The organism is Collinsella sp. TM06-3, from assembly GCF_003436395.1.
Taxonomy (GTDB): domain Bacteria; phylum Actinomycetota; class Coriobacteriia; order Coriobacteriales; family Coriobacteriaceae; genus Collinsella.
Window position 1 is genome coordinate 68151 of record NZ_QSPG01000004.1, and the last position, 25438, is coordinate 93588.

21 protein-coding genes are annotated in these 25438 nt (G+C 60.4%); 2 read left to right on the plus strand and 19 right to left on the minus strand.

Annotated features, from left to right (window positions below):
- Positions 1–632: 632 nt before the first annotated feature.
- Positions 633–3281 (plus strand): bifunctional acetaldehyde-CoA/alcohol dehydrogenase, encoded by a 2649-nt coding sequence (gene adhE / locus DXD56_RS02755; RefSeq protein WP_117639915.1) that lies wholly within the window; start codon positions 633–635, stop codon positions 3279–3281.
- 88 nt (positions 3282–3369) lie between these two features.
- Positions 3370–4134, plus strand: a complete 765-nt coding sequence (locus tag DXD56_RS02760; protein ID WP_006236119.1) for an aminoglycoside phosphotransferase family protein — start codon at positions 3370–3372, stop codon at positions 4132–4134.
- A gap of 179 nt (positions 4135–4313) precedes the next feature.
- On the opposite strand, the gene DXD56_RS02765 is transcribed toward DXD56_RS02760, so the two are convergent.
- The 19 genes from DXD56_RS02765 to DXD56_RS02855 all read right to left on the minus strand — a co-directional run bounded on the left by DXD56_RS02765 (position 4314) and on the right by DXD56_RS02855 (position 25418).
- Positions 4314–6035, minus strand: a complete 1722-nt coding sequence (locus tag DXD56_RS02765; protein ID WP_233524909.1) for a proline--tRNA ligase — start codon at positions 6033–6035, stop codon at positions 4314–4316.
- Positions 6036–7118: a flavodoxin-dependent (E)-4-hydroxy-3-methylbut-2-enyl-diphosphate synthase gene (ispG, locus tag DXD56_RS02770; RefSeq protein ID WP_117639917.1), complete on the minus strand. Its 1083-nt coding sequence runs from the start codon at positions 7116–7118 to the stop codon at positions 6036–6038.
- Between the two features lie 13 nt (positions 7119–7131).
- On the minus strand, positions 7132–8493 hold the full coding sequence (locus tag DXD56_RS02775; protein ID WP_117639919.1) for an RIP metalloprotease: 1362 nt from the start codon (positions 8491–8493) through the stop codon (positions 7132–7134).
- Between the two features lie 25 nt (positions 8494–8518).
- Positions 8519–9706 carry a 1-deoxy-D-xylulose-5-phosphate reductoisomerase gene (gene dxr, locus DXD56_RS02780; RefSeq protein WP_117639921.1) on the minus strand — a complete coding sequence of 396 codons (1188 nt, stop codon included), beginning with the start codon at positions 9704–9706 and terminating at the stop codon, positions 8519–8521.
- Entirely contained in the window at positions 9706–10605 is a 900-nt protein-coding gene (locus DXD56_RS02785; protein ID WP_233524910.1) for a phosphatidate cytidylyltransferase, read from the minus strand. Before DXD56_RS02785 ends, dxr begins: the two co-directional genes overlap by 1 nt.
- A gap of 2 nt (positions 10606–10607) precedes the next feature.
- A complete protein-coding gene (locus DXD56_RS02790) occupies positions 10608–11402 on the minus strand; it encodes an isoprenyl transferase (protein ID WP_089573403.1) in 795 nt (264 codons plus the stop codon).
- Position 11403: 1 nt separating this feature from the next.
- Complete coding sequence (gene frr / locus DXD56_RS02795; RefSeq protein WP_006236112.1) at positions 11404–11940, minus strand: ribosome recycling factor; 537 nt, start codon at positions 11938–11940, stop codon at positions 11404–11406.
- Positions 11941–11942: 2 nt separating this feature from the next.
- Positions 11943–12665 (minus strand): UMP kinase, encoded by a 723-nt coding sequence (pyrH, locus tag DXD56_RS02800; RefSeq protein ID WP_040359955.1) that lies wholly within the window; start codon positions 12663–12665, stop codon positions 11943–11945.
- Positions 12666–12782: 117 nt separating this feature from the next.
- The gene (tsf, locus tag DXD56_RS02805) at positions 12783–13652 is read right to left on the minus strand and encodes a translation elongation factor Ts (protein ID WP_022094736.1); all 870 of its coding nucleotides are present in this window, start codon (positions 13650–13652) and stop codon (positions 12783–12785) included.
- A gap of 45 nt (positions 13653–13697) precedes the next feature.
- Positions 13698–14426, minus strand: a complete 729-nt coding sequence (gene rpsB, locus DXD56_RS02810) for a 30S ribosomal protein S2 (protein ID WP_006236109.1) — start codon at positions 14424–14426, stop codon at positions 13698–13700.
- Positions 14427–14645: 219 nt separating this feature from the next.
- Entirely contained in the window at positions 14646–15566 is a 921-nt protein-coding gene (locus DXD56_RS02815; RefSeq protein WP_117639923.1) for a tyrosine recombinase XerC, read from the minus strand.
- The gene (gene trmFO, locus DXD56_RS02820; RefSeq protein WP_117639925.1) at positions 15563–16900 is read right to left on the minus strand and encodes a methylenetetrahydrofolate--tRNA-(uracil(54)-C(5))-methyltransferase (FADH(2)-oxidizing) TrmFO; all 1338 of its coding nucleotides are present in this window, start codon (positions 16898–16900) and stop codon (positions 15563–15565) included. Before trmFO ends, DXD56_RS02815 begins: the two co-directional genes overlap by 4 nt.
- Before the next feature lie 14 nt (positions 16901–16914).
- A complete protein-coding gene (locus DXD56_RS02825; RefSeq protein WP_316242814.1) occupies positions 16915–17850 on the minus strand; it encodes a DNA-processing protein DprA in 936 nt (311 codons plus the stop codon).
- Positions 17847–19370, minus strand: coding sequence for a YifB family Mg chelatase-like AAA ATPase (locus tag DXD56_RS02830; protein ID WP_117639927.1), 1524 nt, complete (start codon positions 19368–19370; stop codon positions 17847–17849). Before DXD56_RS02830 ends, DXD56_RS02825 begins: the two co-directional genes overlap by 4 nt.
- Positions 19370–19855: a YraN family protein gene (locus tag DXD56_RS02835; RefSeq protein WP_035138570.1), complete on the minus strand. Its 486-nt coding sequence runs from the start codon at positions 19853–19855 to the stop codon at positions 19370–19372. The genes DXD56_RS02830 and DXD56_RS02835 overlap by 1 nt, the downstream gene beginning before the upstream one ends.
- A 189-nt stretch (positions 19856–20044) precedes the next feature.
- The gene (locus DXD56_RS02840; RefSeq protein ID WP_117639929.1) at positions 20045–20833 is read right to left on the minus strand and encodes a ribonuclease HII; all 789 of its coding nucleotides are present in this window, start codon (positions 20831–20833) and stop codon (positions 20045–20047) included.
- Positions 20834–20926: 93 nt separating this feature from the next.
- On the minus strand, positions 20927–21268 hold the full coding sequence (rplS, locus tag DXD56_RS02845) for a 50S ribosomal protein L19 (RefSeq protein WP_006236098.1): 342 nt from the start codon (positions 21266–21268) through the stop codon (positions 20927–20929).
- Positions 21269–21477: 209 nt separating this feature from the next.
- The gene (gene ppdK, locus DXD56_RS02850) at positions 21478–24228 is read right to left on the minus strand and encodes a pyruvate, phosphate dikinase (RefSeq protein WP_117639931.1); all 2751 of its coding nucleotides are present in this window, start codon (positions 24226–24228) and stop codon (positions 21478–21480) included.
- 326 nt (positions 24229–24554) lie between these two features.
- Positions 24555–25418 carry a pyruvate, water dikinase regulatory protein gene (locus DXD56_RS02855; protein ID WP_117639933.1) on the minus strand — a complete coding sequence of 288 codons (864 nt, stop codon included), beginning with the start codon at positions 25416–25418 and terminating at the stop codon, positions 24555–24557.
- Positions 25419–25438: the final 20 nt, after the last annotated feature.

Genomic DNA, 25438 nt, shown 5'->3' on the forward strand with positions numbered 1-25438 from the left:
CCCCCCCCCCCCCCCCTTGACCCAGAATCACTATCAGCAGATTCATTAGACAGATTCTCCGAAGTCGTGTTTTGCTGAGGGTCATTATTCACTACTACGTCAGCAAATACGCTCGTAGGAATCGTATTAAACACGAACAAAAAAGAGACGAGCCAAACGAGAGCTCGCCTGCAGCGTGGCAATCTCACAAACCGCCCTTTCTACTCAACTGACATGAACCGGTAAAGGGCGACAAAATACCCAGAGGCAAAGGCATATATTTCACTCTTACTGAATGTACTGTCTGGCACATTGGTTTTAGTTTAATACCAGTGTTTTGTCTGACAAGAGAACGCGTTTATTGCCATGAAATAGAAACGACCAAAAATTAGTGTCACGACCAGCCAGAATTGATCGATGTGCATTAATTTCCTAAGACCTAATGAACAAACAATGAACAAACTCCACACCATAGCCATGGGGAAACTAGGAATTCGCCCGGAGAAGACGTTCGGCTTTTAGTTAAATAGTTAAAACGCTTCAGTTTATTGAAGCGTTTTAGTGTGCCTTTTACAGGAATCTTACCACTCACCGAATTATTTATTGCTATCATGCAAGACGTAGGGTAAATCTCCGATCGCAAGGAGACACAAATGGTGAAAAAGTCACCGGAAAACACTACTCCCGCAATTGTGGACAACGTAGAGGCGCTTGAGGCTAAGCTCGCTCAGATGCGAGAGGCCCAGGCGCTTTTTGCTACGTACACGCAGGAGCAGGTCGACAAGATCTTCTATGAGGCCGCCATGGCCGCCAACAAGGCTCGTATCCCGTTGGCGAAGATGGCCATCGAGGAGACCGGCCGCGGCGTTCTTGAGGACAAGGTCATCAAGAACCACTACGCCGCAGAGTACATCTACAACGCTTACAAGAACACCAAGACCTGTGGTGTCCTGGAGCGCGACGAGGCTTATGGCATCACCAAGATCGCCGAGCCCATCGGTATCGTGGGCGCCGTCATCCCGACGACCAACCCCACCTCCACTGCGATCTTCAAGACGCTGATCAGCCTGAAGACCCGCAACGCCATCATCATCTCCCCGCACCCGGCTGCCGCCAAGTGCACCATCGCCGCCGCCAAGCTCGTGCTCGACGCCGCCGTCAAGGCCGGCGCCCCCGAGGGCATCATCGGCTGGGTCGATGTCCCCTCCATCGAGCTGACCAACATGGTCATGCGCGACGTCGACATCATCCTCGCCACCGGTGGCCCGGGCATGGTCAAGGCCGCCTACTCCTCGGGCAAGCCCGCCCTGGGCGTTGGCGCCGGTAACACCCCGGTCGTCATCGACGACACCGCCGACGTGCTGCTCGCCGTCAACTCCATCATCCACTCCAAGACCTTCGACAACGGCATGATCTGCGCTTCCGAGCAGTCCGTGACCGTCATCGACACCATCTATGACCAGGTTAAGGCCGAGTTCCAGAAGCGCGGCTGCTACTTCGTCAAGCAGGGTGCCGAGATGGAGGCCCTGCGTGCCGCCATGTTCAAGAACGGCGCCCTCGATCACCGCATTCCCGGCATGGCTGCCGCCAAGATCGCCGAGCTCGCAGGCATCGAGGTTCCCGCCAAGACCAAGATCCTGATCGCCGAGGTCACCTCCACCGACCCCGCCAAGGAGGAGTTCTCCCACGAGAAGCTCTCCCCGGTCCTGGCCATGTACCACGCCAAGAACTTCCAGGAGGCCGTCGACAAGGCCGAGCACCTGGTGCTCGCCGGTGGCCCGGGCCACACCGCCTCTCTGTACGTGCACCCCGCCCAGGCCGAGAAGATCAGCCTGTTCGAGCACGTCATGAAGGCCTGCCGTATCGTCATCAATACCCCGTCCTCGCACGGCGGCATCGGTGATCTGTACAACTTTGGCATGAAGCCGTCTCTGACCCTGGGCTGCGGCTCCTGGGGCGGCAACTCCGTCTCCGAGAACGTTGGGGTGAAGCACTTGATCAACGTTAAGACTGTGGCCGAGCGCCGTGAGAACATGCTGTGGTTCCGCGCTCCTGAGAAGGTCTACTTCAAGAAGGGTTCCACGCCCGTCGCCCTCGACGAGCTCGGTACCGTCATGGGCAAGAAGCGCGCCTTCATCGTCACCGACCAGTTCCTCTTCAAGAATGGCAACACCCGCGCCATCGAGGCCAAGCTCGACGAGATGGGCATCGCCCACGACTGCTTCTACGACGTCGAGCCCGATCCGTCGCTGCAGTGCGCACGTCGCGGCGCCAAGCAGATGGCTCTCTTTGAGCCGGACGTCATCATCGCCGTCGGCGGTGGCTCCGCTATGGACGCCGGCAAGATCATGTGGATGATGTACGAGCACCCCGAGTGCAAGTTTGAGGACATGGCCATGGACTTCATGGACATCCGCAAGCGTATCTTCACTTTCCCCGAGATGGGCAAGAAAGCCTACTTCGTCGCCGTCCCGACCTCTTCGGGTACCGGCTCCGAGTGCACGCCGTTCGCCATCATCACCGACAAGGAGACCGGCATCAAGTGGCCGCTCGCCGACTACGCGCTGCTCCCCAACATGGCTATCGTCGACGCCGACAACTGCATGACCGCCCCGCGCGGCCTGACCGCTGCCTCCGGCATCGACGTCATGACCCACGCCATCGAGTCCTACGTCTCCATCATGGCTTCCGACTACACCAAGGGTCTCTCGGAGCGCGCTGCTAAGCTCGTCTTCGAGAACCTGCCCTCCAGCTTCACGAACGGCGCCAAGGACCCGCATGCCCGCGAGGAGATGCACAACGCCTCCTGCATGGCCGGTATGGCCTTCGCCAACGCCTTCCTGGGCCTCAACCACTCCATGGCCCACAAGCTCGGCGCCTTCCATCACCTGCCTCACGGCCTCGCCAACGCCGTCATCCTGACCCGCGTCATGCGCTACAACGCCGCCGAGGCTCCCGTCAAGATGGGTACCTTCTCCCAGTATCCTTACCCCAACGCACTGCACAACTACGCCGAGATGGCCAAGTACTGCGGCATCGAGGGCAAGGACGACAAGGAGGTCTTCGAGAACTTCATCACGAAGCTCGAGGAGCTCAAGGACTTCATCGGCGTCAAGAAGACCATCGCCGACTACGGTGTCGACGAGCAGTACTTCCTCGACACCCTCGACGAGATGACCGAGCAGGCATTCAACGACCAGTGCACCGGCGCTAACCCGCGCTACCCGCTCATGAGCGAGATCAAGGAGCTCTACCTGGACGCCTACTACGGCCGCGAGCCTCAGGACTACGCCGTCTGCTAGTTTTAGCACGGTTTTTAACGGCGGGGGTGCACGGGTGTTTCACACACCCCCGCCGTCGCTTCTATCGCATCGTTGAAAGGATGCAACCATGCTGCTACCCGATTCCAAGACCGAGCTCGTCCGCCGTGGCAACAAGGTCGTTTACGACCTGGGCGACAAGATCGTCAAGGTCTTTAACGAGACCAAGCCTGTCTCCGACGTGTTCAACGAGGCTTTGAATCTTGCCCGCATCAATGAGTGCGGCATCCGCAGCCCCAAGGCTCTCGAGGTTTCCCAGCTCGAGAACGCCAACGGCTGGGCGCTCGTGACCGAGAAGGTTCCGGGCACCACCCTTGCCGAGAAGATGACTGCCGAGCCCCAGCGCTTTGGTGAGTATCTCGAGATGTTCGTCGACCTCCAGATCGAGATCCACGGCTACACCTCCCCGCTGCTCAACCGTCAGCGCGACAAGTTCGCCCGCATGATCGACAGCCTTGATCAGCTCAATGCCACCACGCGCTACAACCTTCAGGAGCGTCTGGACGGCATGACCAAGGAGTTCAAGGTCTGCCACGGCGACTTCAACCCCTCCAACGTCATCGTCGGCGACGACGGCCAGCTCTATGTGTGCGACTGGGCACACGCCACCCAGGGCTCCCCTGCTGCCGACGTTGCCACCACCTACCTGCTCTTCGCCCTCAACAGCAAGGATCAGGCTGAGGCCTACCTGGAGCTCTACTGCGACCGCGCCGACATGCCCATGCAGGTCGTGCGTCAGTGGACGAGCATCGTCGCCGCTTCCGAGCTCGCTCGTAAGCGCAACGTGAACGATGAGTTCCTGAAGAACTGGATCGACGTCGTCGATTATCAGTAAAATCTGAGCGATTCACTTCGCATCGGAGGCACAAAGGGAAACCCCACAGCTCATATGGGCTGTGGGGTTTTCTCTTACCCGTCGAACTAATCCCTACAACAAAAAATGACTGCCCCGCATCTCATCCTAAGAGAGATACGGGGCAGTCTCGCAATTGCGTCAAATAGCAGAAACGTCGATTAGCGACGGGCAGCCTTCACAAGCTCGGCGACCTTATCGACGACCTCGTCGATCGCCACGTCCTCACGCTCGCCGGTAGCACGGTCCTTGAGCTCCACCGTGCCATTCTTGAGGCCACGCTTGCCCAGAACGACCTGATACGGGAAGCCCATAAGGTCGTTGTCGGCAAACTTAAAGCCGGGACGCTCATCGCGATCGTCGACGACGACCTCAATACCCTCGGCGCACAAGCCCTCGACGATTTGGTCGCAGACGGTTGCGCACTCCTCCTTCTTGGGATCGAGCGGAATCACAGCGACCTCGTACGGGGCAACGGAAACCGGCCAGACGATACCGTGCTCGTCGTTGTGCTGCTCCACGACGGCAGCAAGCGAGCGGGACACGCCCACGCCGTAGCAACCCATGATAAGCGGCTTCTCCTTGCCGTCCTCGTCCATAAAGGTGGCGCCCATGGCCTCGGAATACTTGGTACCCAGCTGGAAGACCTGCGAGACCTCGATGCCGCGAGCAGCAGAGAGCGGCTTGCCGCAGTGCGGGCAGGGATCGCCGGCAACGACGGTGACCAGATCTGCCCACTCATCGACGGTAAAGTCGCGCTCGGGGCAGGCACCGGTAAAGTGATAATCGACCTCGTTGGCACCGCAGGCCCACTGCTTGGACTCGCGCAGGCTCTCGTCGCACACCAGACGGATGCCCTCGGGCAAGTTAACCGGTCCGATAAAGCCCTTGTGCAGACCGTAGGTCTGGAGCTCCTCGTCCGTCATCATGCGATAACCCTTGCCAAAGACATGCTCGGCCTTGCAGTCGTTGAGCTCATGATCGCCCGGGACGATGGCCACGACGGGCTTGCCCTCGGCATCGATGAGCGCCAGGGACTTGCGCGTGCCGTTCTCGGGGAACCCAAAGAACTTAGCAACGGCCTCAATGGTGCCCATGCCCGGAGTCTCGACCTTGGTAAGCGTACCGTCACCGGGACCCTCAGTCACGACGACCTTGGTGCTTGCAGCCTCATCATCGGCGGCAAAACCGCAGTCATCGCAATAGACGAGAGAAGCCTCGCCGGCGTCGGCCAAAGCCATGTACTCGACGGAGGTATCGCCACCGATCTCGCCGGAGTCGGCAACGACGGGCAAGGCCTTGATGTAGCAGCGCTCGCAAATGTTAGCGTAGGCCTGCTTCATCTTGTCATACTCCTCCTGCAAGCTCTCCTGCGTGGCGGAGAAGCTGTAGGCATCCTTCATGATGAACTCGCGACCGCGCATTAGGCCAAAACGGGGACGGAACTCGTCGCGGAACTTATCCTGGATGTGATAGAGGTTCACTGGCAGCTGCTTATAGGAGCGCAGCTCGTTGCGCACCAGGGCCGTGACGGTCTCCTCGTGCGTGGGGCCCAGCACGAACTCGCGACCATGACGGTCGTCAAAGCGCACAAGTTCCTTGCCATAGGCATCGATACGGCCGGACTCACGCCACAACTCGGCATCGACCATGATAGGCATCATAAGCTCCTGGGCGCCGGCGGCGTCCATCTCGTCGCGCACGATGTTCTCAATCTTGCGAATCGAGCGCCATGCGAGCGGCAGGTAGGAATACAGACCGGCGGCCTCCTTGCGGATCATGCCGGCACGGAGCAGCAGGCGGTGGCTGGCGAGCTCAGCGCCCGCCGGATCCTCTTTAAGCGTCGGCGCATAGAGCTTAGACATATACATTGCTCGGGTCATTTATTTCTCCTCAATAAGCTTGTCGACCTCTGCCATAAGCGCGTCGACAATTTGGTCCTCAGCTACTTTACCAATGATCTGGCCATGCGAAAAGAGCAAGGCCTGACCACGTCCGCAAGCAACGCCTAGGTCGGCATCAGAAGCCTCACCGGGGCCATTAACGGCACATCCCATGACGGCAATCGAAAGCGGCGCGGAATAGTTCTTAAGCCGCTCGGTGACCTCCTCGGCGATGGGAATGAGGTTAACCTGGCAGCGGGCGCACGTGGGGCACGAGACAATCTCGGGACCACGGCGACGCAGGCCCAGCGACTGTAGAATTCCCCAGGCGACCGGCGGCTCCTCAACCGGATCGGCCGTGAGCGACACACGCATGGTGTCGCCGATACCTTCGGAAAGCAAGATACCCAAGCCTACAGAGCTCTTGATGGTGCCCTGAAGCTTGGTCCCCGCCTCCGTCACGCCCAGGTGAAGCGGAACGTGTGGAATCTCACGCGACAGGGCTCGATAGGTATCGAGCGTCGTTTGCACGCTATGGGCCTTGGCCGAAAGCACAATGTTCTTAAAGCCGCGGTCCTCAAAGTGCCGCACAAAGCGCTCGCTAGACATCACGAGCTTCTCGGGCTGCGTGAGGTCTTCGCGCTCGGCGATATCCTGCTCAAGCGAGCCCGCGTTCACGCCAATGCGAATCGCGCACCCAGCAGCGCCCGCGGCATCGATCACGGCATCGACCTTGGCCCAATCGCCAATGTTGCCGGGATTGATGCGGAGCTTGGCGGCACCGGCCTCAACGGCACCAATGGCGAGCTTATGGTTAAAGTGGATATCAGCGACAATCGGCACCGGAGACTCGGCACAGATGGTGCGGAAACCCTCAAGCGCGGCCTCGGTAGGCACGCTCACGCGCACGATATCGCAGCCAGCCTGCGCCAACGCGCACACTTGCGCAAGCGTTGCCTGGGCATCAGCGGTATCGGTGCAGGTCATAGACTGAACCACGACCGGAGCGCCACCACCGATCTGCACGCCGCCCACATGCACAGGGCGCGTCAACTCGCGAGGCAAAGGATGGGATAAGGACAATCCAAACACTCCCCTACAGAATAAATCGAAGGATGTCGGAACGAAGCATATAAACAAACAGCAGTGCAAAGAGCGCGATGCCGACATAGCTGACGATTGTCTGTACTTTGAGCGGCAGCTCGCGGCCCGCAATCTTTTGAATGATCTCGATGACCAGCTTGCCGCCATCGAGTGGTGGGATGGGCAGCAGGTTCATAAAGCCAAGCGAGAACGAAATGAGGGCGGCAAACGAAAGGAACGTGGCAGGGCCGGCAGCAGCGGCCTGTGAGGACATAACGCTAATACCCACGATCGAAGAAGACTGATCGAGAATCTCCATCGTATGCTGCGGCTGGAGCAGGCGCATCACGCCATCCGCTGTCTGCACGACATAGGAGAACGACAGGCGAGCCGACGTGATGGGGTCTAAACGGACCACCTGCGTAGAGGCATACACACCTAGGCGCTCGTCCTCTTTGAGCGCAACCGTGGTCGAATGCTGCTTGCCGTCACGCTCGTACTCGATGGCGATATCGTCCTTACCGGCGGCCTTGCCGATGGCATCGTAGACATCCATCCAAGTGGAACATGAGACACCGTCAACCGAAAGGATCGCATCACCGGCCTCGATACCCGCCTTGGCGGCAATAGACCCCTCGTCAACCTGACCGATCACGTTGGTATCCATCGGCACGGTGACACCCGCAATGGAATAGATGCTCATAAGGAGCAAAAAACCCGTCAAGATATTGACGATAATGCCCGCGAGCAGCATAAAGGCGCGCTTGAGAAAGCCTTGGCCAAGATAGGTGTGCGAGCGCTCTTGCGCAAGGAACTCGGCCTCGCCGCACGGCAGCTCCCACACATCGCCCTCGGCAGTCGCATGTTCGCGATCGAAATGGCGACCATCAAAGGTGGTATAGCCTGCCGTGTCTCGCGGCAACGTCTGATATTTGGTGGGATAGTAGCTCGGCGAGGGCTTCTCCCCTTCCTCATACCAGGGCGCGATGGAGCCCCAGCCCAGCAAAAGGGCGCATGCCTCGAGCACAACCTCCTCGGAAAGCTCGAGCTCGACAGCAAGGTCGGCCACGGTCACGCGACCATGACGATAGATAGCCGCGAGCACGCGATCGGCGCACGAAACATCGGTCGGATCCATACCGCAGATGGCAGCGTAGCCACCAAGCAGCAGCGGGGTCACGCCAAACTTGGTTCCAATGCGACGCGACGTGTAATGGATGTCAAAGCGGCACGGCAGACCCAAAAAGAACTCGGTCACACGGACGCCGCAGGCACGCGCCGCCAAAAAGTGGCCGCCCTCGTGCAAAAACACGAGGACGGAAAGCATCAGCAGGCCCCAAAAGACCGATGAGAGAACGCTCAGAACAGTATCCATAAAACGAAAAAGCAATCCTTATGGGTTAGGAACGGGTTGCGGCGAGCACCTGCGCAGCCTTTTCACGCGCCCACGCATCGATGTCGCGAAGCTGCTCAAACGAATCGACCGCCTGCATATCGTGGGCGTCCATGCAGGATTCCACAATGCGATCGATATCGGTAAAGCTGCAGCCATCGTGCAGGAAGGCATCGACGGCAACCTCGTTGGCGGCATTGAGCACGCACGGCATGGTGCCACCCGTCTTGCCGGCACGCTCGGCCAGTGCCAGACAGCGGAAGGTATCCATGTCGGCAGCATCAAACGTGAGCTGCCCCAGCTCGCGGAAATCGATACGAGGCGCCGGGGTATCCCAACGCTTGGGATACGAGAACGCGAACTGGATGGGAATACGCATGTCGGATGCACCGAGATGCGCCATCACGGAGCCGTCGGCGAACTCGACCATAGAGTGAATCTTGGACTGACGCTGCACGACCACGTTAATGAAATCGAGGTCGCAGTTAAACAGATGCATGGCCTCAATGCGCTCCAGGCCCTTGTTCATGAGGGTGGCGGAGTCAATGGTGATCTTGGCACCCATGGCCCACGTGGGATGCGCGAGGGCATCGGCACGCGTCACGCGATCGAGCTCGTCGCGCGTGCGGCCAAAGAACGGACCGCCCGAGCAGGTGAGCCAAATGCAGTGGGCCTCGCGCGGGTTCTCCCCCAGATAGCACTGGTAGATGGCGGAATGCTCAGAGTCGACCGGAATAAGCTGGCCCGGTTGTGCCAACGGCATAAGCAAGTCGCCACCGACGACGAGGGACTCCTTGTTGGCAAGGGCAAGGCGCTTATTCGAGGTCAAGGCCGCATGGCTCGCCTCGAGACCGGCGGCGCCCACAATAGCGACGAGCACGCAGTCGACATCGTCGCGACGCGCGAGCTCGCAAACCGCCTGCGCGCCAACGCCGAGCTTCGTTCCCTCGGGCAACTCCTGCAGCACGGCGTCATCGCCATGAGCGGCATCGGCCACGGCAACCGCCGGAACCGAGAACTCACGGGCAGCGGCAACGAGCTCAGAGGTACTGGAGTTAACGGACAGCGCCGTCACCTGCAGGCGATCGGCATGCTGGCGGCACACATCGAGCGCCTGGGTGCCGATAGAGCCTGTACAGCCCAGGATGGCAACGCGGAGACGTCCATCGGAGCCATACGTCGTCTGGAAAGACATTACAGCACGCCTCCGATCATCAGCAACAGCTGCGCGGTGATGCAGCCGAAGATAAGCGAATCGCTACGATCGAGCATGCCGCCGTGGCCCGGGATAAGGTTGCCGGAATCCTTGACGCCCACACCGCGCTTGATGCGCGACTCGATAAGGTCGCCGATAACGCCCAGAATGGACACAACCACGCCGCACAGCAGCGCATAGGGCAGGCTGAGCTTGTAGAAGTGCGTCGCCCACAGGATGAGCCAAATCAAAACCGAGCCCAGGATGCCGCCGACAAACCCCTCCCAGCTCTTTTTGGGAGAAATCTTGGGAACCATCTTGTGCTTGCCGATACGGCTGCCCACGATGTAGGCAAACGAATCGGAGACCCAAAGGGACGCGCAAACGCCCACTGAAAGCAGGGCACCGGCAAAACCGGGCACGGCATCGCGCAGCAGCACGATAGCCGACAGCATAAAGCCAGTGTAGATGGGACCCATGAGCGTCACTGCCACATCAGAGATGCGGGTACGCGGCGACCAGACATACCAAATGCCCACAGCGAGCATCAGGGCAAAAAGCAGGGCATTCAGCAACATCGAATCGCCCAACGCCGACAGCGGAAAGAGTACGGCGGCAGCGATACCCATGCGCTCGTTAGCCATCTTGCCATCGAGCCTTGTCATACGGAAAAACTCATAGCAGCACAGACCGCTCATGACAGAAACAAAGATGGCCGTGGGCACGATACCCAAAACCAGGCACAGGATAAAGACAACGGCGTAGACGATACCGGCGGCGGCACGGGTAATAAAGCCCGCCAGCCACGAACCGGTGCCGCTCTTCGCTGCAGGCGCTCCCGCAGTGGCAGCTTTGCGCGCAGGCGTCTTGGGAGCAGATGCCTTGGGACGATCGGACACGATTAAGCCTCCTCGGTCTTGCTCAGTCCACCAAACCTACGGTCACGGCCCTGATAGGCCAAAATGGCGTCGACAAGGCCCCAACGATCAAAGTCGGGCCAATAGGTATCGGTGACGTAGAACTCGGAATAAGCCACCTGCCACAGCAGATAGTTCGAAAGGCGCAGCTCACCAGAGGTGCGAATCACAAGCTCAGGATCGGGAAGGCCGGCAGTATAGAGGTGGGAAGCCACCATGTCGTCATCAATTGCGGCAGGATCGATCTTACCGGCGGCAGCGTCGAGTGCAATCTGACGGACAGCGCGGGTAATCTCGGCACGCGCGCCGTAGTTGACGGCAAGCGCCAGCGTCATACCGGTGTGATCGGCGCACTCGGCAAGACCGCGTTCAAAAACGTCGCGGGTCTTCTTGGGCAGCGCGGAAATGTCGCCCAAAAAGACAACGCGCACGTTTTCGCGCTTCAGAAGAGGCAGCTCGTCGATAAACGTCTTGGCAAACAGATGCATCAAGACGTTGACCTCATGCTGCGGACGGTTCCAGTTTTCGGTAGAAAACGCATAGGCAGAAAGCACGTCGACGCCCAGGCGCACGCAGGCGGTAATGATCTCGCGCAGCGAGAGGATACCTGCCTTATGACCCTCGGTGCGTGCAAGACCGCGCGACGTGGCCCAACGACCGTTGCCGTCCATGATGCACGAGATATGGTGCGGAATGTTATTGAGGTCAAGGTCGGAAAAACCGACGCCCGCAGGGGCGTCGGCAAAGTACTCGACCAGTTTATGCTCGTCGTATTGCACCTTAGATCTCCATGACCTCGGCTTCTTTTTCCTTCAGAAGCTCCTCGACCTTGGCGACATACTCATCGGTGTGCTTCTGGACCTTGGCCTGCTCGCGACGGACATCGTCCTCGGTGAGCTCCTCATCGCGCTCGAGCTTATTGTTGAAGTCGCGACGGATGTTACGGATAGACACCTTAGCCTGCTCGGCGTACTCGCGGCACTCCTTGACGAGCTCGCGACGGCGCTCCTCAGTGGGCGCCGGGAACGGCAGACGAACGACGGTGCCATCAGAGTTGGGGGTAATGCCCAGATCGGAAGCGCCGATGGCCTTGACGATAGCGTTGATGAGCGCCTTGTCCCACGGCTCGATGAGCAGCATGTGAGCCTCGGGGGTCTTGACGGCGGCAACCTGCGTGACCGGCGTGGGGACACCGTAATAATCAACGGTGATGTCGGACAGAATGTTGGCGTTGGCGCGACCGGTACGGACCTTGGAGAAGTTATGCTTGAGGGACTCGAGCGACTTGTCCATATGGGCGGTGATGTTCTCTGCCATGCTTAATCCTCCTGATAGACGAGCGTGCCGACGGGCTCACCCGCGAGCGCGCGCTTGACGGTGTCCTCGCCATCGATGTTGAGGACCAAAATAGGCATACGGTTATCCTGGCACAGAGCCGTAGCCGTGGAATCCATAACCTGCAGGCCGCGAACGAGAACCTCGTGATAGGTAATCTTGTCAAAACGGACGGCATCGGCGCACTTGACGGGATCCTTGTCGTAGATGCCGTCAACCTTGGTGGCTTTAATCAGAATCTCGGCGCCGATCTCGCACGCACGAAGAGCCGCGGCGGTGTCGGTCGTAAAGTACGGATTGCCCGAACCGGCAGCGAAGATGACGACGTTGCCCTTGGACAGATGGTTGATAGCGCGGCGACGAATATAGGGCTCGCAGATCTCGTTCATCTGGATAGCGCTCATCACGCGGCAGGGAACATCGTTGTGCTCGAAGGCATCCTGCAGGGCGAGCGCGTTCATAACGGTTGCCAGCATGCCCATGTAGTCGGCCTGAGCACGCTCCATGCCACCGGCAGCGCCGGCCATGCCACGGAAAATATTGCCGCCGCCGACAACGACGCCGACCTCATGGCCAACGGCGAGCAGCTCCTTGACCTGCTTGGCAAGATGGTCGGTAACCTTGGGGTCAATGCCATATTGGCCGTCGCCCATCAGTGCTTCGCCGGAAAGCTTAAGAAGCACGCGTTTATATCGGATGTCGGACAAAGCGATCCTCCTTTAATTAGACTCTCAATATGATATCAAAGGCTCTGATAAGAGCCATGAAAAAGCAGGCTGTGAGTAAAACCCACAGCCTGCTCATTACCAGCTACAAGAGCTTATTTACTCGCCACGGACCAGACGGTCAAAGGCAACGACGGTAATGGTGTCGCCGAGCTCCTTGGAGACCTGCTCAGCGTACTTCTTGATGGTGAGGGAGCTGTCCTTGATGAACTCCTGCTCGGTGAGCACGGACTGCTTGTAGAACTTCTCCAGACGGCCGACAGCCATCTTCTCCTGGATAGCCTCGGGCTTGCCGGACTCGGCAGCCTGGGCCATGTAGATCTGCTTCTCGTGCTCGACGGTCTCGGCCGGAACCTGATCGCGGGTGGCGCAGATCGGTGCGACGGCGGCAACCTGAAGGGCAACGTCGTGAGCGAAGGTCTTGAAGGACTCAGCCTGAGCGGTCTCGGCCTTCTCGAAAGCAAACTCGACGAGGACGCCGATCTTACCACCCATGTGGATGTAAGAAGCGAGCGCGCCGTTCTCGGCCTTGCGGGCAGCGAAGCGGGAGATCTTCATGTTCTCGCCCATGATGTGAATCATCTCGGTGAGCTCGGAGGAAACGGTCTCCTCGCCCATCGGCTTCTCGAGCAGAGCGTCGACGTCAGCAGGCTCGGTGGTAGCGACAACCTCAGCGACCTTGGAAGCAAAGCCAGTGAACTTGGCGTTGGAGCCAACGAAGTCGGTCTCGCAGGAGAGCTCGAGCAGAGCGCCGGTCTTGCCATCCTCGGAGACGAACGCGGCGACAGCGCCCTCGTTGGTCTCACGGCCAGCCTTCTTGGCAGCCTTGGCAAGGCCGTTCTTACGCAGAACGTCGACAGCGGCGTCCATGTCGCCGTCAGCCTCGACGAGAGCCTTCTTGCACTCCATCATCGGGGAGTCGGTCATCTCGCGGAGCTGCTTGACCATAGCGGCGGTAATCTGTGCCATTGTGGTTCCTTTCAAAGAGATGAAAAAGAATTAACTAAGACTGATTTACTCGGCCTTGGGCTCAGCGGCCATCTCGGCCTCGGAGACCTGCTCCTTGCCGGAGCCAGCGAGGCAGGCGTCAGCCATGAGCTCGCACATAAGGGTGACAGCAGAGATAGCGTCATCGTTGCAGGGGATGCCGTACTCGACCTCGTCGGGATCGGAGTTGGTGTCGATCAGAGCGACGACGGGGATGTTCAGGCGCTGAGCCTCCTTGATGGCGTTCTCCTCGCGCTTGGTGTCGATGACGAAGAGAGCCTGGGGCAGACCCTTCATGTCGCGGGCACCACCGAGGTTGGTCTGGAGCTTGGTGAGCTCCTTGCCGAGAACAGCCTGCTCCTTCTTGGGGAGCACTGCCATGCGGCCGTCCTCGACCATGGCCTCGAGCTCCTCCATGCGGTTGATGCGGGAGCGGATGGTGACGAAGTTGGTAAGCATGCCGCCGAGCCAACGCTGGTTGATGTAAGGCATGTTGGCGCGCTCAGCAGCGTTCTTGACGGCCTCCTGAGCCTGCTTCTTGGTGCCGACGAACAGCACGTTGCCGCCCTTGGCGACGTTCTTGACGAAGGTGTAGGCCTGGTCGGCGTCGAGGATGGTCTGCTTGAGGTCGAGGATGTAGATGCCGTTGCGCTCACCGAAGATGAACGGCTTCATCTTGGGGTTCCAGCGACGGGTCTGGTGACCGAAGTGGCAGCCGGCCTCGAGCAGGGTGCGGATATTAATCTTGGTAGCCATGTTAAACCTCCTGTGGTTTGCCTCCGCGCGGGGTCATCCTCCAAAACCAACCCGGACATGTGCTACCAAAGCCCGGGCACCACGGTATGAAGTAGCCGCGCGTGCGTGATAAAAACCTGTTGCCGTGAAGCAACCCGATGAATGATAGCAGGAATGCATCTTCCTGCCAACCCGCAATCAAAACCACACACCTGAGCGCGGCGCGGGACGTCCCAGCCACTATTCGCCGCGGGGATGGGCTTGGGACACAGCCCGCTTAAGCCGATCGGGTGTGAGATGCGTGTAGATCTGCGTCGTGGACAGGCTCGCATGGCCCAGCAGCTCTTGAACCGAGCGCAGGTCCGCACCGCCCTCGAGCAAGTCGGTCGCAAAGGTATGGCGCATCGCATGCGGGGCGATGTCGGCAGGCATGCCGGCGAGCGTCGCCAGCGTATGAAACCGCCGCCTGAGCATGGCGGCACTCATGCGATTACCGCGCGCCGATATAAGCAGCGGATGCGGCCCGGTAACGGGGTCACGACGCTTTGCCTGAGCGAGCAACTCCGGCCTCCCCTCCTCAATATAGAGACGCGTCGCCTCGAGCGCACGACGATACAGAGGGACGATACGTTCTTTGCTCCCCTTGCCCCACAGGCGCAGCGTGCGTTCGGACCACGCAATGGACTCCACATTGAGTGCTGCGAGCTCAGAGATACGGGCGCCCGAGGCATAGAGCAGCTCGAGCATCGTCGCATCGCGCAGTCCCGCGGGTGTTGAGGTATCAGGCGTCTTGAGCAGCGCCTCCACCTGTTGGGTCGTCAGCACACCGGGTAGATCGCGCGGGAGCTTGGGCGAGGAAATTGCCGAGACCACATCGCCCTCCACGACCCCCTCGGCAGCCATCCATCGATAGAGCGATCGGATAGCCGACAGATGCGCCGCAAGCGTTCGGGGAGCCACCTGCTCACGCGAAAGCTCGGCAAGATAGCGGCGAATGGTGCGCACGTCGGCAGCGAAAGCATCGATATCCTCGCGCTCGCACCAGGCAGCAAAGCGCTCCAGCCTCGAGCCATAGGCCGTCACCGTGTTGGGAGAAAGTCCCTCGACACGTGAGATATAGGCGATAAACGAGTCGACGGTGTCGTACAGGTCAAAGGCTATGACCGGTCGCCTCCAAACAGATCAGGACGAGTGGCCAGATAGGCATCAAGGGCCTCGAGCGCACGGTCCGTATAGGCCTGGTAGCGGTCGCGCTTGCTGTGGCGCTTACCATCCTCGAGTGGCGGCACCAGGCCAAAGTTGACATGCATGGGCTGATAGCCCACGGTGGCAGGATCGGTCGCATAGCCCACGAGCGCACCCAGGGCACCCACACGCGGCAACTCGACGCCCGCGGCACCGATAGCATCGGCATAGGTGTTGAGCGCCGCGAGCAGACCTGTCGCCACGGCTTCCATGTACCCCTCGGTGCCGGTGATCTGACCGGCCAGGCGCACACCGGTACCGGGCACGGCGAAGGTGCCATCGAGCACGTGCGGGGCGTCGACAAAGGTATTGCGGTGCATGACACCGTAGCGGAAGAACTCAGCGTTCTCCAGGCCCGGCACCATATGGAAGACGCGCTTCTGCTCGCCAAAGGTCAGGTTGGTCTGGAAGCCCACCAGGTTATAGGCGGTCTTCTCCTTGTTCTCGGCGCGCAGCTGGATCGCCGCCCAGGGGCGACGTCCGGTACGCGGGTCGGTGAGGCCGACGGGCTTCATGGCGCCAAAGCGAATGGCGTCCTTGCCGGTGCGCGCAACTTCCTCGGCAGGTTGGCAGGCCTGGAACAGATCGCCGCCCTCAAAGTCTTTGAGCACCACGCGGTCGGCCGTGGTAAGTGCCTCGATAAAGGCCTCGTACTCCTCCTTGTTGAGCGGAGCGTTGAGATAGTCGCCGCTCCCCTGCTCCTCGTAGCGCGACTGCGAAAACAGCACGTCCATATCGAGCGTGGAGGCATCGACGATCGGCGCCGCGGCATCGAAGAACGCAAGGGCGTCGCCACCGACGAGCTTCATGACCTCTTCGCTCAGCGCCGGTGAACACAGCGGGCCCGCGGCAATGACCACGTGGCCCTCGGGAATCTGCGTGACCTCGCCGTGCGCGACCTCGATATTGGGACGGGCGGCAACCTCGGCCTCGACAAGCTCGGAAAACTTGACGCGGTCGACCGCCAGGGCACCGCCGGCGGGAACAGCCGCGCGATGGGCGCAATCGAGCAGGACTGAACCCATGCGCTTAAGCTCGGCCTTCAGCAAACCAGCCGCGGAATCCGGACGGGTCGACTTAAACGAATTGGAACAGACGAGCTCTGCCAGGTGATCGGTATGGTGGGCCGGGGAGCTCACCTGGGGGCGCATCTCGCACAGCTTTACGGAAAACCCGCGATCCGCCAGCTGAATCGCGCACTCCGAACCCGCCAGACCGCCACCGATAACCGTCACCTGATCAAACAGCATCTGCAAACACCTTTCTAATTGACATGTTTTCCATTGTGACCGAAGGGTGTCTGGGCGTGAAGAGCAAACTTGGAGGGCGCATACCTTCCATCCATCATGCGCTCGATAAGGCCCTCGAGCTCAAGCGAACCCAGGAGCTTAAGTACGCCAACGGCATCGAGCGAGACGAGTGCCGCGATGTCGTCGACCTTGAGCGGAGAGGCGATGAGTGCATGCATCACGGTCTGCTGTGTTTGATCCAGGTCGGCAATGCCGGGAGCATCGGGGCGCGAGTAGCGCAGGGTGCCGTAGATGCGTGAAATAGCCATCTCGATAGATTCCTCGTCGATGATGCAGCAGGCACCGTTCGCAATGAGGTAATTCGTGCCACGCGACTCGGGCGATAGGATCGACCCCGGCACGGCAAGAAGTTCTCGCCCCAAATCCATAGCAGCCTCGGCTGTAGAAAACGTCCCGGAAGGCATACCCGCCTCGGATACAAAGAGGGCTTGCGACAAGGCCGCGATTACGCGATTGCGGCGCGGAAAGGCAAACTTGCGCGGACCCATGCCCCACGGAGAGATCGACACGACCGCGCCACCCGTATCGAGCGTGCGCGTAATAAGCCCCGCGCTCGAACGCGGGTAGACCACGTCGGCGCCCGTCCCCAGCACCACGACGTGTTTACCGCCAGCGTTGACCGCAGCCCAACCCGAGGCCTGGTCACAACCGACCGCGCCGCCCGAGACTACCGTCACGCCCGCCTCGACCGCCACCTTTGACGCAAGCTCTGCCACGGCAAGACCATACGGCGAGGCCTTGCGCGCGCCGATGATGGAGAGCGCGGGCGTCGAAAGCACCTCGGGGTTGCCGCGCACATAGAGCGTCTGGGGTACATCAGAAAGCTCCAAAACGGTCTCGGGATACAACGTATCACCTGGATGCAGCTCAAAGGTCCCCTCGGCCATCATTGGTCCCTCCTTCCCTGGTACATCGCCGCCTCGAGCACGTGGTCCTGCGTCACCTGCTCGCTCTCGGCGACGTCGGCGATTGTACGAGCGATACGCACCAGGCGCACGATACCGCGACCCGTGAGATGTGTGCGCTTCGACAGGCCGAGTACACACTTCTCCGCCGCATCATCGAGCTCAAAGGTCGAAACGACGCCGTCAATGGACCGCGTCTCGTCATCCTCGACCTCGGCATCCGCATCGTCCATACGGGATTCGCGCCAAGCGCGAAAAGCGCGACCGCGCACAACGTAGTCACGTAACTCGGCAGACGACATACCCTCCGCACCCTCGATAATCACTTGGGGGTCGGGACGGGTCACATCGATCATCATGTCGATACGGTCGGCCAAAGGACCGCGCAGCTTTGACCGATAGCGCTCGACCATCGCCGCCGAGCAGCGACACGGTACCTCACGATCGCCCAAAAAGCCGCAGGGGCAGGGATTGCTCGCAGCCAGCAGCTGAAAGCGCGACGGGAAGGTAAAAACCCCGTCGACGCGTACGATCCTGACGTAGCCGCGCTCGATGGGCTGACGCAGCGTCTGCAGCACACTCGTGGGAAACTCGGCAAGCTCGTCCAAAAAGAGCACGCCGCCATGAGCCAGGCTGATCTCACCCGGATGCACCGGGCGCCCTCCGCCAATGAGGCCAGCCGTTGATATGCTGTGATGGGGACTTCGAAATGGCCGATGACCTGCCAATAAGCCATCGATGTTCTCGCCCAAGACCGAATGGATGCACAGCGCCTCCTGCTGGTCCTCAACGGAAAGCTCGGGCAGGATGCCGGTCATACGACGGGCGAGCATCGTCTTGCCCGATCCCGGGGACCCGACCATAAGCAAACCGAGCTCACCCGCTGCCGCCAGCGCCATGCCGCGTTTGGCGACTTCCTGCCCCAGTACGTCGGCATAGTCGAGTTCGGGCTCAAAGGTCGCCTCGAGCACTTCAGAATCCAAGTAGTGCCGCGCGGCATCGCCCATGCCATGGGCAAGCTGAGACAAATGATCGATGAATCCACAATCCACGCCCGCGAGTGGCACATGCTGGTCTGACCTGCCGGCGATAAAAGACAGCCCCATATCACGCGCCAATAGCTGAAACGCCACCTCGCCCTTGACAGGAAGCACCGTACCGTCCAAGCCAAGCTCACCTGCGATAAGACAACGATCGAGGTTGTCGCGGGGAATCTGACCATCGGCCGCCAATACCGCGATGGCGATGGGCAGATCAAAGCCGCTACCGGTCTTGCGAATATCGCCAGGCGCCAGATTGACCGTAATGCCCGAGCGCGGGATTTCAAACCCGGCGGAGCGCATCGCGCAGCGAATACGACCGCGTGACTCCATCACCTCCATACTCGGAATGCCGAGCATCTGAATGCCCGGAACGCCGCCGGCAAGCGAGACCTCGACCGTGACGTGAATCGCCTCGACGCCACGGATGCAGGCCGCGTGAACGGCAAACGTCTCGAACGCCATCACGACACCTGCCAATCGAACGCGTTGTACTGATGCTCGATCTCGGCGATATGCCCGCCACGAATGGTGACGCCCACGGCATCGAAGCGAATCGCCTTGAGCGGATAATGCTCCATGAGATAGCAACTTGCGATGCGGCGGTAGCGGCGTTGCTTTTGGGCGTCCACGGCCTCCTCGGGAAAGACCCGCGTGCTGCAATCCAGTGCGACGCGTCTGGTCTTGACCTCGGCCATCACCACGACATCGTCGAGCTCATCGAGCAGCACCAGATCGGCCTCGCCCTCGGTGCAACGATAACCCTGCTCCAGCAAGGTGTAGCCGCGCTCGTTAAAGTAGTCGATGGTGATCAGCTCGCCCAGCATGCCCAGCTCGCGGGGACTGAGTCCCTTGATAAACTCGGGCGTCATCGCCCCGCAGTCGAGCTCGCCGTTTTCCCAACGCTCCTTGAGCTGCTGCGTCTTGCTCTTTTTGCTTGCGGCACTCATGGGGTCTCCTTTCCCGCACACTGCATTGCCCCGATGATGAGGGCACCTTTCATGCGGGTAAGTACCGGAAGCAAACCAAAAGCTGACCAAATGCCGTCAAAAAACGGGCCGTACGCAGCAATGCTGTTGCATACGGCCCGCTGCCAGCAGGTTTATAAAACCCCTGAGGTCCCTGTCTCCACAATTGACCTAGAAAAGGCGCTCAGTCTGCAGAAAGTTTCCGCAAAAGCTCACGCGGTGCAGTGGACAAAGTCCATGTTTGCGAATGGCCTCGATGTGCTCGGGGCTTGCGTAGCCTTTCGATTCGGCCAAATGGTACTCGGGATACTCGGCATCGTACTCGACCATCATCTCATCACGCGTGACCTTGGCCATGATGGACGCCGCGGCGATACAGGCGATCTTGGCATCGCCCTTCACCACGTCGCGCTCGTTGGGAACGGCGCCCAAGGGGTTACCGTCCATAAGCACGCAATCGGGCTCGAGCCCCGTATCGGCCACGGCGCCCGCGACAGCGGCTCGAATGGCGCGGGCCATGCCCATCTCATCGATATCCTTAGGCGCGATATGGCAAAAACCAATTGCCGTCGCCACCTCGGCAATCTTCACTGAGAGCAACTCGCGGCGCGCCGGCGTGAGCTTTTTGGAATCGTTGATGCCCCAGACGCGCGGCTCCATAGGAAGGCAGACGGCGCATACCGTCAAAGGACCGGCCACCGATCCGCGACCCACCTCGTCGACACCAACGACTACCCCATCGCCGCCAAGCTCATGCATAAGCTCGTACATGTCATTGACGCGCTCGCGCTCGGCAAGTTCCTTGGCATGGCGCTTAAGAGCACGCTCGCAAGCCTTGATCACCTGCTGGCGCGGGTCCTCGCGATAATGCTCCACGAGGGCGGGGATCTCCTCAAACGTAGCGCTCGCCAACTCACCGGCAACCTGCGATGCCGAAACCGAGCTCGTCATATTGGCCATACCAGGCCCTCCTTGCATGCAAATCAGATAAAAAGAAGGGCCACCCGAAGGTGACCCTTGTGTCCAAACGAGTGGACAGACGCTGCGATCTTCTTAGCGCTTCTCGGGGATGCGAGCAGCCTTGCCCACCTTGTCGCGGAGGTAGTACAGCTTGGCGCGACGGACGCGACCATGACGAACGACCTCGAGCTTGGCGATCTTGGGGCTGTGAAGCGGGAAGGTACGCTCAACACCGACACCGAAGGACATCTTGCGGACGGTGAAGGTCTCGCGGGCACCGGCGCCGGCCATGCGGATGACGTCGCCCTGGAAGACCTGAATGCGCTCGCGGTCGCCTTCCTTAATGCGGTAGTGAACCTTGACGTTGTCGGCGACGCGAACCTGAGGAATGTCCTCGCGGATCTGCTGACGCTCGATTGCGCGGATGTAATCCATGTGCAATTCCTTACTCTTCTAGAGGTGCCGTACCACCTTGGCCGGCACGTAGTTGAACAAACGTATTCGAGTATACACGCGCGGGTTTCTGCTGCAAGAACAATTTTTTGCGCAGACAAAAAGACAAAACCCGCACATGATAACCGCCCGTCTCACGAATGAGACGGGCGGCATGAAGGGGGCTACGCTAGGCGTCTAAACCCAAAACGTTAGGCGGAACGCTTGGCCTCGAGCTTGGCCTGAGCGGCAGCCAGGCGCGCGAGGGGCACGCGATAGGGCGAGCAGGACACGTAGTCCACGTCGGCCACGTTAAACAGGCCCTTGATGGACTTGGGGTCGCCGCCGTGCTCGCCGCACACGCCAAAGTGCATGTCGGGATTGGTGGCGCGGCCCTTCTCGACGGCCAAGCGCACGAGCTCCAGCACCGCCGCGTCGATGGTCTCGAAGGGGTTGTCTTTCAGGATCTTTTTATGCATGTACAGCGGGATGAACTTGGCCTCGGCGTCATCGCGCGAGAAGCCAAAGGTCGTCTGGGTGAGGTCGTTGGTGCCAAAGCAGAAGAAGTCGGCATGATGGGCGATCTCGTCAGCGACCATGCAGGCACGCGGCAGCTCGAGCATCGTGCCCACGGGAATATTGAGCTCGACGCCTTCCTCGGCGGAAACCTCGGCGATCACGCGCTCGATAACCTCGCGGGTCTGGACATGCTCGGCCGTGATGGAAACGAGCGGAACCATGATCTCGGGGCGCGGGTCGACACCCTCCTTGATAAGGCGGGCAGCGGCCGTGGCGACGGCGCGAACCTGCATGAGCGGCAGATCGCCAAAGACGACGGACAGGCGCACGCCGCGCAAGCCCAGCATGGGGTTGGACTCGACCATGCCGTCAATGCGACGCAGGCGGGCGCGCAGGGCAGTGAGCTCCTCCTCGGGAGCGCCGGCGGCCTCCTTCTTGGTGATGGCGACCTCGAGCTCGCGAGGATTATCCAGGAACTCATGAAGCGGCGGATCGAGCAGGCGGACGACCACATCGCGACCGGACATGGTCTTGAACATCGCCAGGAAGTCCTCGGTCTGAACCTTGAGCAAGTCGGCCAGGGCCTGCTGCTTCACGGCCTCATCGTCAGACAGGATAAAGCTCTGGATGATGTTCTTGCGATCGCCCAGGAACATGTGCTCGGTGCGGCACAGACCGATGGCCTCGGCGCCAAACTCGAGCGCGAGCTCGGCATCCTCGGGGTTGTCGGCGTTGACGCGCACGTGGTTGGCGTGGCCACCGGTCTCGTCCAAACGGATCTCATCGGCCCAAGACAGGATGGTGTCCAGGTCGCCGGTGAGCTCTGCAGAGACCAGGTCGACCGCGCCGTCGACGACGATACCCTGGGTGCCGTCGATGGAGATGACATCGCCCTCGCGCAGCACGCGGTCGCTGCCCTCGATGCGCACGACCTTCTCTGCCGCGTCAATGTGGAAGCGCTCAACGCCGCAAACGCAGGGCGTACCCATGCCGCGGGCGATAACGGCGGCATGGCTCGTCTTGCCACCGTGGCTGGTCAGGATGCCCTCGGCGGCGACCATGCCCTTCAGGTCGTCGGGGTTGGTCTCCCAGCGGACCAGAATGACCTTGTGGCCCTCGTTGGCGCGCGCGACGGCGTCATCACTCGAGAACACGACCTCGCCCACGGCGGCACCAGGGCTGGCGTTAAGGCCGCTGGCCAGGGCCTCGTACTTCTTGGAGGCGTCGAACTGCGGGTGCAGGAGCTGGTCGAGCTGCGCGGGATCGATGCGGCTCACAGCCTCCTCGCGGGTGATGAGGCCCTCCTCGACCATTTCGATAGCAATGCGCAGGGCGGCAGTGGCGGTGCGCTTGCCCACGCGGGTCTGGAGCATCCAGAGCTTGCCCTGCTCGATGGTAAACTCGATATCGCACATATCGCGGTAATGATCCTCGAGCGTCAGGAACACGCGCTCGAGCTCCTCGCCTGCGGACTCGAGGCCCGAGGTGGTCTTGAGGTCGGCGATGGGCTCGGTGTTTCGGATGCCGGCGACGACGTCCTCGCCCTGGGCATTCACCAAAAAGTCGCCATAGAACTCCTTGGTGCCGTCGGCCGGGTTGCGCGTAAAGGCGACGCCGGTCGCAGAGGTCTCGCCCTTGTTGCCAAAGGCCATGGCCTGGACGTTGACGGCGGTGCCGAGCTCGTCGGAAATGCCGTGCTGCTTGCGGTAGATGCAGGCGCGCTCGTTCATCCAGCTGCCAAAGACGGCCTGGATGGCAAGGCGCAGCTGGAGCTCCGGATCGTGCGGGAAAACGGGCTTACCGTCGGCGACCTCGAGCTCGGGATACAGGGTCGCCTCGACGTTCTCGGAGAAGATGCCCTTAAAGGTCTCGACGAGCTCCTGCAGGTCCTCGGCCGAAAGCTCGGAATCGACACGAACGCCGGCGACCAGGCGGGCCTGGGTCAGGGCGTTCTCGAATAGGTCGGCGTCGACGCCCATGACGACGTTGGAGAACATCTGGATAAAGCGACGGTAGCTGTCCCAGGCAAAGCGCGGGTTCTGCGTCTGCGCGATAAGACCCTGGACGGAATCGTCGTTGAGGCCCAGGTTGAGGACCGTGTCCATCATGCCGGGCATGGAGAACGGAGCGCCCGAGCGAACCGACACGAGCAGCGGATCGGAGGCATCGCCGAGTTTCTTGCCGCAACGGGCCTCGAGGTCCGCCTCGGCGGCAACGATCTCATCGAGTGCGCCTTCGGGCCAGACGTTGCCGGCACCGGAGTACTCGACACAGGTCTGGCAGGTAATGGTAAAGCCACCGGGAACCGGCAGACCGATGCGGCTCATCTCGGCAAGGTTTGCGCCTTTGCCGCCAAGCACGAAGTTCATGGATTTGTCGCCCTCAGTGACACAGGTGCCCTGGGCGTCGGTTCCAAAACGGTAAACCCTCTTGCAATCGCTCACGATACTTCCCCTTCCATGCGCTTACGCGCACGACCGTGGTAACGAATCGACCCGCCGGATGCGGGCCGTGAGGGAACTATACGGCGGGTTTTGGACAGGCTTGAGCAGAGGGTGCGCGGTTTGGTAAACGTGCTAAAACCGGCGGTAAACGGTAGGTAAAGGTGGTTACCTTATGAAGATACCACTACAAGGAAAGTGCAGGTCGGATGCGATGTTTTTGCTAAATCGCTTTACCATTTATCAGCATTAATTCCAAGTATTCTCTTTGGTTAGCTAAAAGAGCCCCGTCCCAAATTAGCTACCCAAACAACCTTGTCCCAAGTGAGCTACTTTTGTTGAGCGCGGCGGGCTCTGGCTTCCTGGATCTCCTCGAGGTGGGCAATGATCTCGGCAGCGCTTTCCTCGATGGCTTTGCCGTCGGTGCGCACCACAAAGCAGCCCAGGCGCTTCATGAGGGCACGGGCATCCTCAAGCTCGCTGCGCACGCACTCAGGCTCGGCATAGGAGCCTGCGACGGCGCGGGCGTAGTCGTCGCCCAAGCGGCTATCGCGAATCTCGGAAATCACATCGACGGTCGAAATCAAGCCGAACAGGCGCATCGGGTCAACCTCGTAAATCGACTTGGGCGGCTCCATGCCATGCGCCAACGGAACATTGGCGACCTTGTAGCCCTGATAGGCTAAATACATCGACAGCGGCGTCTTGGATGTACGCGACACACCCAGCAGCACGATATCGGCACCCGACAGATCGTCGCAACCGCGCCCGTCATCGTGCTCAACGAAATACTCCATGGCCTCGATACGATGGAAATACCGATCGTCGGTCTTGTGAATCACGCCCGCAACGCCTTTGGGCGGCACACCGATGAGCGACGACAATACGGCGAGCGTCGGACCGATCAGGTCGACCGAGCGAATGTGCAGCATGCCCAAATAATCGAGCACGCGGGCGCGAAGCGCCGGATCGACGATGGTGTGGAACACGGCGATATCGCGATGGTCGGCATCGACGCGCGGCCCCACAAATGACTTGACCTGCTCCACGGAGGTCACCTTAGGCAGGCGCAAAACGCGAAAAGCCCCTACATCAAATTGCCCGGACGCCGCAAGCACCACCTCACAAGCGGTATCGCCGAGCGAGTCGGAGATAACGATAACGGTGGGACGAGCGGTGACCGGGCAATCCATGCGGGGCTCCTTTTGCGCTT

Coding starts and splice junctions, on each gene's coding strand:
- frr (WP_006236112.1), bottom strand. CDS start 11,940: ATGGCAGAGAACATCACCGCCCATATGGACAAGTCGCTCGAGTCCCTC.
- tsf (WP_022094736.1), bottom strand. CDS start 13,652: ATGGCACAGATTACCGCCGCTATGGTCAAGCAGCTCCGCGAGATGACC.
- DXD56_RS02775 (WP_117639919.1), bottom strand. CDS start 8,493: ATGGATACTGTTCTGAGCGTTCTCTCATCGGTCTTTTGGGGCCTGCTG.
- rplS (WP_006236098.1), bottom strand. CDS start 21,268: ATGGATTACATCCGCGCAATCGAGCGTCAGCAGATCCGCGAGGACATT.
- DXD56_RS02765 (WP_233524909.1), bottom strand. CDS start 6,035: ATGACCCGAGCAATGTATATGTCTAAGCTCTATGCGCCGACGCTTAAA.
- adhE (WP_117639915.1), top strand. CDS start 633: ATGGTGAAAAAGTCACCGGAAAACACTACTCCCGCAATTGTGGACAAC.
- DXD56_RS02760 (WP_006236119.1), top strand. CDS start 3,370: ATGCTGCTACCCGATTCCAAGACCGAGCTCGTCCGCCGTGGCAACAAG.
- rpsB (WP_006236109.1), bottom strand. CDS start 14,426: ATGGCTACCAAGATTAATATCCGCACCCTGCTCGAGGCCGGCTGCCAC.
- DXD56_RS02855 (WP_117639933.1), bottom strand. CDS start 25,418: ATGGATTGCCCGGTCACCGCTCGTCCCACCGTTATCGTTATCTCCGAC.
- DXD56_RS02830 (WP_117639927.1), bottom strand. CDS start 19,370: ATGGCGTTCGAGACGTTTGCCGTTCACGCGGCCTGCATCCGTGGCGTC.
- dxr (WP_117639921.1), bottom strand. CDS start 9,706: ATGTCTTTCCAGACGACGTATGGCTCCGATGGACGTCTCCGCGTTGCC.
- trmFO (WP_117639925.1), bottom strand. CDS start 16,900: ATGCTGTTTGATCAGGTGACGGTTATCGGTGGCGGTCTGGCGGGTTCG.
- DXD56_RS02825 (WP_316242814.1), bottom strand. CDS start 17,850: ATGATGGCCGAGGGGACCTTTGAGCTGCATCCAGGTGATACGTTGTAT.
- DXD56_RS02835 (WP_035138570.1), bottom strand. CDS start 19,855: ATGAGTGCCGCAAGCAAAAAGAGCAAGACGCAGCAGCTCAAGGAGCGT.
- DXD56_RS02840 (WP_117639929.1), bottom strand. CDS start 20,833: ATGGCCAATATGACGAGCTCGGTTTCGGCATCGCAGGTTGCCGGTGAG.